The organism is Bacillus sp. MMSF_3328 (assembly GCF_030733525.1).
GTDB classification, from domain to species: domain Bacteria; phylum Bacillota; class Bacilli; order Bacillales; family Cytobacillaceae; genus Bacillus_AB; species Bacillus_AB infantis.
The window spans coordinates 395,717-405,349 of the sequence record NZ_JASHIV010000003.1; the positions used below are offsets into that span (position 1 = coordinate 395,717).

The window sequence follows — 9,633 nt, forward strand, 5'->3', positions numbered from 1 at the left end:
CTGATTTTGGAAAATATTTTCATTTGTATTTCCAGAAAAAAATGCCGTCCTGCCCCCTCGCTGCCTTCTGGTTAGAATGGAAGTTTTCCAGTACACTAGGATTAGAAAATCATCAGGGAGGTGCACACGATGCCTGACTGGTCATATCATCCGATATTCAAACCGATTCTGGAAAGGCTCCCGGGCGGAGCGGGACGGGAATTTATCCATAAAGGGATGAACACTCTTTCATCGCTGCCGGGCGGCAGGCACATCATTGAATTTCTTGGCCATATGTCTCCGGCACCTGAACTTCAAAAGACGATGCTTGGATACAGCTTTCAATCGCCTGTCGGCTTAAGCGGGAAAGTGGACCCCCTTCTTTCCGGTACAAAGGCTTTTACCGGGCTCGGCTTCGGTTTTCTGGAAGCCGGCCCTGTTTCTATGGAAGTGCAGCTTTCCAGCGGGACCGCTGTCAAGCATCAAGATGGATCGATTTCCTATCCTGTCCCGCTGGAGTCCATTGGAGTGGATAGGACGATCTCCCAGCTTGAAAAAATGAAAGCTGCCCATCAGCCGCTGTTCATCAGAATAGATTCACCTGCTTCCAGCATGGATTTGGCAGCAGCTGAAATTATCGAGCTGGCTGGACGCCTTTGCCCATATGCTTCGGCAATGATCATTGAAAACGGTTGGAGGTTTAAGCAGGATCACTATAGAAGGATTGCCGGTATTCTTAAAGGCAAACCTGTCCTCCTGGGCACTTCCCCCGCTGCCTTCCGGAAGCAGCAAACCGTTATTGCCGCTTTGGCAGATGAAGACCTGATTCAGGGGATTGTATTAGATGAAGAGGCGTCTTTTTCAGGCGGCAGGCAGACCTTCCCATTGAGCGCTCCAGAAGCTTTCACGGATTGTTTATCGACTATAAGAAACGCATATCCAGCTGGCTTTCCTGCAATTATCTCCGGGGGAGTCCTTGAGCCGGAGGATGCCATTTCATTATATACAGCAGGAGCAGACTTGATTATGCTGTCGGGAGGATATGTTTCCTCAGGGCCCGGGCTTCCAAAGAGGATCAATGAAGCGGCTGCAGACCCCGAGGTTCATGCAGGAAGGGGGGATTTTGGAGGCTGGATGCTGTATTGGCTGTTTGGTCTTTTCATCCTGATTGGCGGGCTGATCGCCCTTTTTTTCAGCCTGACATCTGTCATTCTTCCCTATGATGAACATTTCCTTGGCATCAGCCGGGAAGACCTTATACTGATGAACCCGCTGCTCATCAAATTTATGCTGCACGACCGGATGACACTCGCCGGGACCATGATCTCCGGCGGAATCCTCTATATGGAGCTTGCCCGCCACGGTGCCAGGAACGGTCTCCACTGGGCACGGAAGGCCATCAATGCTGGCGCGGTGACTGGTTTTCTCGGAATCCTGCTGTTTATCGGATACGGCTACTTTGATTGGCTTCACGGACTTTTTTGGCTTATTCTGCTTCCCTTCTTTTTATTGGGGCTCCGGAACTCAAAGGAACCCAATCAAAGGCCTCGTTCTATTAATAAAAAAAACACAGCAGCCTGGCGCAAAAGCCTCTGGGGGCAGCTGTGTTTTGTCATCCTTGGTTTTTCTTTTGTTATTGGGGGGATATCCATTTCCGCCATAGGTGCAACCGGTGTTTTCGTTCAGACTGATATCGGATATATCTGCATGACCCCTGAACAGATGAACAATCTCAATGAAAAGCTCATCCCGCTGATTGCCCATGACCGTGCCGGTTTTGGCAGCGCTTTGTTCAGTGTTGGCCTGCTGGTGCTGATGACCGCCCTATGGGGCTTCCGGCAAGGTGAGAAGTGGGTGTGGAGGATGCTCCTCATCGGCGGGATTCCTGCCTTTGCGGCAGGCATTCTTACCCATTTTTATATCGGCTATACCACCTTTTATCATCTCCTCCCTGCCTATTTTGCTTTTGGGCTTTATATAGCAGGGCTTGTGCTTACACGCAGATTTTTCCTGGATCAGGCTGCTGACTGAGGCAGCCTTTTAAAGAACGGGACTTATGATCAGCCGCTTTGAAGCAGCCTGACAGTCAGCTTTCTGATCAGGTCAGGCAGAATGCCAAAGGTATATGGCTTGTAGACTCTTTCTGTCCATTTATGTCCTCCCTTTCCATAGACTCCGATATTCAGGGAAGGAATATTCAGTGTTTTCATTTCTCCCAGCGGGACGGGAAAGAGCTTGTCCATTGCCGGGAAATTCTGCTTTAACAAGCCAATTTCATTATCTGACCCGCTGTATGAAAGAAAGCTGGCATCAGACAGGTAAGGGAAATACTTTCTCAGTTTAAATTCCTCGCCTGTCAGCATCTCCTCCTCTCTAAGCACTTCTTCTAGACAGCTCAGGATGATTCCACCCTCAATGTGATTCGCAGGAAGGAATGGAGGTGCAAAGAACAGGATTGCTCTCGGCTTTTTCTCGGGATCAAGCCGGTGAAGTGCCTCGACAGCTGCGAATGCAAGCATCCGCTCATCATTTTCATACTCTCCCGCTTCTTTAATGCTATCCCTCACAGCTTTCACAGGATCGAGCCCTAGTCCATCAAGATAATGGACCATTTCCGAAAAGGTGATGACCTCCATTCCCCAGTCATGACCTCCCCTGGGAAGGCTATTGGTGCGCCGATAAAGCTCATAGCTCTCCGACAGCCTCCTCTCAGCGTCAGTGCACGCTTCCATTGCAATCATCTTCAATTCCTTCATCAGCTCTACAGGCGATTTATTATAGATAAAATAATTAAAATACAGCTTGCAGCTTACGGCTGTCTGGACATCATAGCTTTTTTTGTCATCTTTCATATATAAGCAGCTCGGCGGCAGGATTAATTCATCTTCTACCTTTTCCGCAAGATTGAAGTTCTGGCTGATCCTTAGATTGAGCTCTGATGCTACAATCGTCGGGTCAAGCCCTGCAAGGCTTTCGCCTGCATGCGCTTCTCTCCCTGCAATATAAAAACACGGCAGCAGCTTGCCGGCAGTTCCTGCATAGATATACTTTCTGCTGTCTCCGTCGAACAGAGGGGAGATGAAGTCATTATTGATGCTGGCCCGGTATTGAAGCCCGTGCTCTGCTTTGAGCCGGAGCAGTTCCCCCAGTGCAGCCCGAATGCCTGTGTGCTGGCCTTCTTCATCCGCATTGAAGAGGACCAGCAAATTCCCGTCAAGCTCCTCTGGATGCTCTGAAAAATAAAGGAGATTTGCCAGGTGGACAGCAATTCCGCTTTGCATATCAAGCGCCCCTCGGCCAAAAAGCCATTCACCTGATCTTGCATCACTACAAAGCTCCATATCTGCTTCATATTGCGCAAAGAAAGCCTGCAGCCCGTCCGGATCATGGGCAATGGGCTTTAATGTGCCATAGTCTTCAATCCCTACCGTATCAAAATGGGCATGATAGAGGATTGTCTGCTTTCCCTTTCCTTTAATAAAAGCAAATACATTTTTCCTGGAAAAAGGGTCCGCTTCAATCTTCTGCTCCCAGCAAAAACTTGGGCGGGTTTTGAAATATGGAAAGGTGCCGATGATCTCCTTAATAAATTCTGCCTTCTTTCTTTCACCGTCTGTATTGGTATAGCTATCCCGCTTGATGAGCTCTGCTGTCAGCTTTTCCGCCTGTTCAAAGATTGTCAGTCCCTGCAATTCTGCATACATGCAAAATTCCCCCATTCAGTAATTGAAATAAGTGTAAAGTCTGCAGGATACAATAATCAACCCATTTTCAAATTATTTAAATTTTTTCCCGGTACCAGTTTTAAGCTGAAGTTTATGTGAAACCGAATGCATTCAGGCATTTTACAGAATAATAATGATTAGCACTTGAATTTCATTATAAAAACGAATATTATATTATTTGTGCTTTTTAAATGTTCGTATTTCCGGAGGTTTTTTATGTTTAAACTTAAAGATTATCAAACCAATGTGAAAACAGAGGTTCTAGCAGGCATCACAACGTTTTTGACGATGGTTTATATTGTAGTCGTCAATCCTGTCATCCTTTCAGATGCAGGTGTTCCTTTTGAGCAAGTATTCACAGCGACCATCATTGCTGCTGTTGCCGGGACATTGTGGATGGCCCTGTTCGCCAATTACCCGATAGCCATCGCCCCTGGAATGGGCTTGAATGCGTATTTCGCCTATTCAGTTGTGGGCACTCATGGAAATATTGATTATATGACGGCATTTGCAGCCGTTTTCGTTGCCGGGATCATCTTTATCATCCTGTCATTGACCCCTTTCCGGAAGAAGCTGATTGAAGCGATTCCTGAAAATCTGAAGCATGGCATCACGGCCGGGATCGGCTTGTTCATTGCCTTTATCGGACTGCGGCTTACGGGCATCATTACAAGCCATCCGACCAATCTGGTAGCACTTGGGGACCTTCATCAGCCATCTGCCGTGCTTGCGCTTATCGGCCTGGCCGTCACACTCGTCCTTATGGTATTGAATGTAAATGGCGCAATGTTTTTCGGAATGATCGCTACCGGACTGATTGCCTTTTTCACCGGCCAGCTCAGCTTTGAGCAAGGATTTGTTTCACTGCCGTCACTTCCTGATGGCCTGATCATTGCCAATCCGCTGTCAGCATTTGCGGAAGTCTTCCAGCATAGTCTGTATGCAGTCGTCTTCTCTTTCCTGCTTGTTACGATCTTCGATACAACAGGAACAATGATCGGCGTGGCCCAGCAGGCCGGGCTCATGAAAGGCAATACCATGCCGCGGGCGAGGGAGGCGCTTCTTTCTGACAGCATCGCTACCACAATCGGTGCAATGTTCGGTACAAGCCCGACCTCCGCATATATTGAATCTTCTTCAGGAGTAGCCGCAGGCGGCCGGACCGGCCTGACCTCCCTGACTGTAGCTGGTCTGTTTGTCCTTGCAGCCTTTTTCGGTCCGCTCGTAAGCGCGGTATCCGGACTTTCGGCCATCACTGCACCAGCACTGATCATTGTCGGCAGCCTGATGATGGGGAGCATTTCGCATATTAAATGGAATGAGCTGGATGAAGCATTCCCTGCCTTCCTGATCATCCTGAGCATGCCGCTGACATCAAGCATCGCAACAGGCATCGCACTTGGCTTCATCTCCTACCCGCTGATGAAAATCGTAAAAGGAAAATGGCGCGACGTCCACCCGCTTGTTTACCTTTTTGCCGTATTGTTCTTTTATCAGCTGGCGTTTTTGCCGCATTGACAGAAATGCGGAAAAGCCTTGCTCAGCCCCGACAAGCATAAGACGCGCCAGAATAAAAGGCGTTCTTTGCCTTTAATTCTGGCGTGGCTTATGACTCGAGGGGCTAGGCTTTGGAGCTGGACCAATAGAAATGCGGAGGCACTGTTCAGGTGCGACAAGCATAAGACGCTTTGGAATTGAAGGCGTTCTTTGCCTTCGGTTCCAAAGTGGCTTATGACTCGAGCACCTAGGAGCCGGAGCTGGACAAATCGAAATGCGGAAAAGCCTTGCTCAGCCCCGACAAGCATAAGACGCGCCAGAATAAAAGGCGTTCTTTGCCTTTAATTCTGGCGTGGCTTATGACTCGAGGGGCTAGGCTTTGGAGCTGGACCAATCGAAATGACAAAAAGAGCAGCTGCATATGCAGCTGCTCTTTCTTTTATATCAGTACTTCAACCTTGGCATCCTTTTTCAGATCTTCAACCTGTTTGACCAGTACTTCCTGTTTCTTTTGGTCGTTAAGCTGTTCCTGGATTTTTGTTTTTATTTCTTCGTATTCCGGAACTGATTGCCCTTCAGGTGTTGATGCTTTCACTTGATCATAATATGCTTTTACTTCTTCTTCTGTAGCGGCATCTGCTTTAATTTCTTTATCGATATACTTATTTGATACGATAGAATCGCTGATTTGCCCCTTCAGCTCTTCTTCAGTCAATCCCGCATCCTTTAGGGCAGCGGCAAATTTCTTGTCATCGCCTTCGTATTGTTTCTTTATTTCATCCAGCTGGCCCTGCACCTCTTCTTCTGAGGCCTTGTAGCCTTTTTCAGCGGCTTCCTGCATGATTAAGCTTTGTCCGACCAGGCTGTCTATTGTCTGCTGCTTAATTTGTTCTGAGGCTTCCTTGGTAGTTGGATCCTGTCCGCTCATCTGGTAGCTCATTTGAGCATTCTGGAGCATACCGTTAAAATCCTTGCCCAGAATTTTATCATCATTGACAACAGCAACGGTTTCTTTTTCATCGACTTTTTGCTTGTCCAGTTTTTCCTGCATTTCCTTCATGCTGGCCTCCTGGCTCTTCTCTTCCTGCTTGCTTGCATTCTTATCTTCTGATTGAGCATTGTCCTCGTTCCCGCCGCAAGCAGTTAAAACGGCAGCGGTCAAGACTGCCAGCATCGTCCATTTAATCTTCTTCATGATCCGTCCCCTTTCGCCCTCCTGATAAGGGCTATTTCTATAATTTTCTTATATAGTGGGCATTATAGCTGATATTTTCGCGAAAAGATACCAATCACCCATTACCAACTTTTGGAACATGGGCAGCAGCGCCCGACAAATATAGGAGTACGGGCTGTATCTTCCTGTTATTTTCCTCCCTCTTCTACTGAAAATTACTGCCTTGTCAGCAGCTGCAGGAGCAGGATTGAACAGAAGCCTTCCAGTCTCAGCTTTCAATTTATGACCCTTAAGGTGACGTTCTAAATGTACAATTCGCACATACTTTTCTTTATAGGACAGGACAAGATAAGGTGATGTGAGAGATGGTACATAAAATGACTGCTATCATAATGGGAAGCTTTCTAATGGGGATTGGCATCAATGGCTTCATCATTCCTCATCATCTGCTGGATGGCGGTTTTATCGGGCTTGGCCTGATTCTGCACTATTATTATGATTTCCCCCCGGGCCTGTCTTTGGTATGCCTCAGCATCCCTGTTTATACAGCGGCCTGGTTTTATCACCGCAAGTATTTCTTTTACAGTTTGTCCGGTCTGCTGGCTTCCTCTATTTTTATTGACCTCTTTGAACCTATCAAAGGAACCATGCCGCTGGGGATACTGCCAAGCGCTGTTATTGGAGGAATACTGGTCGGCTGCGGAATCGGACTCATGCTCCGGTATGACACAAGCACATGCGGCTCTGATCTGCTTGCACAGCTTCTCTCAAAAGCATTTTCTGTCAATGTGGGTCTGATCATCTTTATGATGGATGCGCTGATTATTTCATCAGGAATCAAAGCAGTCGGATGGACGCATTTTTTCTATTCGTTCCTGACCATCATCAGTGTGGCAATCCTGACGATCATGATGAATCGGGGCCGGCATTCAGCAGCAGGGGCATAGCCCCGGCAAACTGGCTGAAGGAGCCTGTATCAGGCTTCTTCAGCCAGTTTGCATACATAGACCAAGGATTCAGACCGGGCAGTCAGAGCCCTTTTGTCCCAGCCTCCATAGACCTGGATTATCTCCAGGCGGCAGCTTTCAAGCAGACGTTCCATTTCCTGCGGATATGTATATCTCAGAAAAATATTCTTTACTGTCTCTTCCAGATCGCTCCTTCGGATTGTCTGGTAATGCTGGATCTGTGTTAACTTGTCGTATTTGCTTATCGTAGAAACCTTTATTTGCTCCCCGCTTTTTCCAGTGATGGTTTTCCAATATTCCTCTCCTTCAGGCTGAAGCAATTCTTCTGCAGAAGGAAAACGGGTATCGAAGATAAACAGCCCGCTTTTGTCCAGATGGTTTACAACGGCTTCCAGCAGTCTGTTCTGGTCTTGATTGGTCAAAAAATGCTGAAAGGAATTGCCGGACATGTAAACTAGCCCAGACTTCAAATCCAGATCCACCGATCTTACATCCCCGCAGATCCATTTGATGGGAAGCCCTTTCGCTTTTTCAGCCGCCCTGCCGAGCATGCCTTTATGTATATCGACGCCTGTCACTTCAAAACCCTTTTCAGCCAGCGGGATAGCGAGCCTCCCTGTCCCGCATGCCAGGTCGATGACCGGCCCCCTTTTACCTTCCAAAAGCTCCAGCAGCAGATGCAGCTCCCCTGTCCAGCTGTTCTCAATATCATATAAAACAGGATCTTCATATTCTTCAAAGTTATCCATTTTCACGTCCGAACTCCTTTTTTTCCTTAATTGTAATGGGACATGCGTTCTTCTGCCACTCATTTCGTTTTTATACAGAAAAAGCCGAGGGAGCCCCCCGGCCTTTCCAATCAAGCTTCTGCTTCAATTTTATTAGCAGCATCATTATAAGCTGCAGTATCAATGTCCCCAGTCAAACGGCTTGTGAGAATGCCGGATGTCATGCTTCCGGATACATTGACCGCTGTCCGCCCCATATCAATGAGGGGCTCGATGGAAATGAGCAGGCCTGCAAGCCCTACCGGCAGATTGAGTGCTGAAAGGACAAGCAGTGCCGCAAAGGTAGCTCCGCCGCCTACGCCTGCTACGCCAAAAGAACTGATGGCGACGATGGCGATGACAGACAGCAGGAATGACGGTGAAAGAGGGTCGATCCCTACTGTAGGCGCAATCATGACTGCCAGCATCGCCGGATAAATTCCGGCACATCCGTTTTGGCCGATAGTAAGGCCGAATGAACCTGAGAAGTTGGCTATCCCTTCAGATACCCCGAGTGACCGCTGAGTTTTAATATTCAGCGGCAGTGCTCCAGCACTCGTCCTGGATGTGAAGGCAAAAGCCAGGACAGGGAAAGCTTTTTTCATGTAAGTGACAGGATTTAGGCCTGCCAATATCAGCAGCAGCAGGTGAATCAGGAACATAACAATGAGAGCTGCATAGGAAGCAACGACAAATTTGCCAAGATTCAGGATGCTATCAAGATCGCTGGTAGCCGCGGTCTTTGCCATGATGGCCAGAACCCCGTATGGCGTAAGGCGGAGAATCAATGTAACGACCCTCATGATAATGCTGTAAAAAGAATCTACTATTCTCGCAAAAAGCTCCGCATGCTCAGGTGATATCCGTTTTACGCCAAGATAGGCAATCCCCAGGAAGGCGGCAAATATAACAACAGAAATGGTGGACGTAGGCCGCGCACCTGTGAAATCCAGAAATGGATTGGCAGGCAGAAGATCCAGTATTTGCTGCGGGAAAGTGCGGTCCTGAATTTCCCCGTACCGCTGCTCAAGCTGTTCAGCCCTTGCAGATTCCGCTTCTCCCTGTGTAATCTGCACTGCCTCCAGATCAAAGCCAAGCGCGGCAGTGATGCCGACAGCAGCCGCAATTGCCGTGGTCCCAACCAGGATCCCAAGGATCAGGGTGCTGATTTTTCCAATATTATTGGTCAGCTTCAGTTTCGTAAAAGCAGCCAGGATTGAAATAAAGACGAGCGGCATGACAATCATTTGCAGAAATCTGACATATCCTCCCCCGGCAAGATTGAACCACTCAGCCGACTCGGCGATTACTTCCGAACCGGATCCGTAAATGAACTGCAGGGCAAAGCCGAATATAATCCCCGCTCCAAGTGCAGTGAATACACGCTTGGAGAACGATATATGTTTTTTCTGCATCACATATAGCCCATAAATCAATAAAAGCATAATGGCAATATTCACTATAATATATACCGCAGACATACTATCCCTCCTAATATTTTCTATAAACACACTTTATTTCAT

Annotated in this window: 7 protein-coding genes; 3 read left to right on the top strand and 4 right to left on the bottom strand. The window is 47.8% G+C overall.

Annotated elements, in window-relative coordinates; translation table 11 throughout:
* The first annotated feature begins 129 nt into the window (after positions 1-129).
* Positions 130-2,010 carry a beta/alpha barrel domain-containing protein gene (locus RBB45_RS08215; RefSeq protein ID WP_129613547.1) on the top strand — a complete coding sequence of 627 codons (1,881 nt, stop codon included), beginning with the start codon at positions 130-132 and terminating at the stop codon, positions 2,008-2,010.
* A gap of 29 nt (positions 2,011-2,039) precedes the next feature.
* On the opposite strand, the gene RBB45_RS08220 is transcribed toward RBB45_RS08215, so the two are convergent.
* The gene (locus RBB45_RS08220) at positions 2,040-3,683 is read right to left on the bottom strand and encodes a M20/M25/M40 family metallo-hydrolase (RefSeq protein ID WP_022543527.1); all 1,644 of its coding nucleotides are present in this window, start codon (positions 3,681-3,683) and stop codon (positions 2,040-2,042) included.
* A gap of 237 nt (positions 3,684-3,920) precedes the next feature.
* On the opposite strand from RBB45_RS08220, the gene RBB45_RS08225 reads away from it, so the two are divergent.
* A complete protein-coding gene (locus RBB45_RS08225) occupies positions 3,921-5,222 on the top strand; it encodes an NCS2 family permease (RefSeq protein WP_009795035.1) in 1,302 nt (433 codons plus the stop codon).
* 418 nt (positions 5,223-5,640) lie between these two features.
* Here RBB45_RS08225 and RBB45_RS08230 read toward each other — a convergent pair whose 3' ends face one another.
* Positions 5,641-6,396, bottom strand: a complete 756-nt coding sequence (locus tag RBB45_RS08230) for a SurA N-terminal domain-containing protein (protein WP_009795034.1) — start codon at positions 6,394-6,396, stop codon at positions 5,641-5,643.
* 356 nt (positions 6,397-6,752) lie between these two features.
* Between RBB45_RS08230 and RBB45_RS08235 the strand changes: the two genes are divergently transcribed.
* Positions 6,753-7,322: a YitT family protein gene (locus tag RBB45_RS08235; protein ID WP_224949857.1), complete on the top strand. Its 570-nt coding sequence runs from the start codon at positions 6,753-6,755 to the stop codon at positions 7,320-7,322.
* A gap of 29 nt (positions 7,323-7,351) precedes the next feature.
* Here the strand turns inward: RBB45_RS08235 and RBB45_RS08240 are convergent, their stop codons facing one another.
* Both RBB45_RS08240 and RBB45_RS08245 read right to left on the bottom strand, forming a co-directional pair.
* Complete coding sequence (locus RBB45_RS08240; RefSeq protein ID WP_035403173.1) at positions 7,352-8,092, bottom strand: class I SAM-dependent methyltransferase; 741 nt, start codon at positions 8,090-8,092, stop codon at positions 7,352-7,354.
* Between the two features lie 110 nt (positions 8,093-8,202).
* Positions 8,203-9,591, bottom strand: a complete 1,389-nt coding sequence (locus RBB45_RS08245; protein WP_306009415.1) for an L-cystine transporter — start codon at positions 9,589-9,591, stop codon at positions 8,203-8,205.
* Between the last annotated feature and the right edge of the window lie 42 nt (positions 9,592-9,633).

Coding starts and splice junctions, on each gene's coding strand:
- RBB45_RS08245 (WP_306009415.1), bottom strand. CDS start 9,591: ATGTCTGCGGTATATATTATAGTGAATATTGCCATTATGCTTTTATTG.
- RBB45_RS08215 (WP_129613547.1), top strand. CDS start 130: ATGCCTGACTGGTCATATCATCCGATATTCAAACCGATTCTGGAAAGG.
- RBB45_RS08235 (WP_224949857.1), top strand. CDS start 6,753: ATGACTGCTATCATAATGGGAAGCTTTCTAATGGGGATTGGCATCAAT.
- RBB45_RS08225 (WP_009795035.1), top strand. CDS start 3,921: ATGTTTAAACTTAAAGATTATCAAACCAATGTGAAAACAGAGGTTCTA.
- RBB45_RS08230 (WP_009795034.1), bottom strand. CDS start 6,396: ATGAAGAAGATTAAATGGACGATGCTGGCAGTCTTGACCGCTGCCGTT.
- RBB45_RS08220 (WP_022543527.1), bottom strand. CDS start 3,683: ATGTATGCAGAATTGCAGGGACTGACAATCTTTGAACAGGCGGAAAAG.
- RBB45_RS08240 (WP_035403173.1), bottom strand. CDS start 8,092: ATGGATAACTTTGAAGAATATGAAGATCCTGTTTTATATGATATTGAG.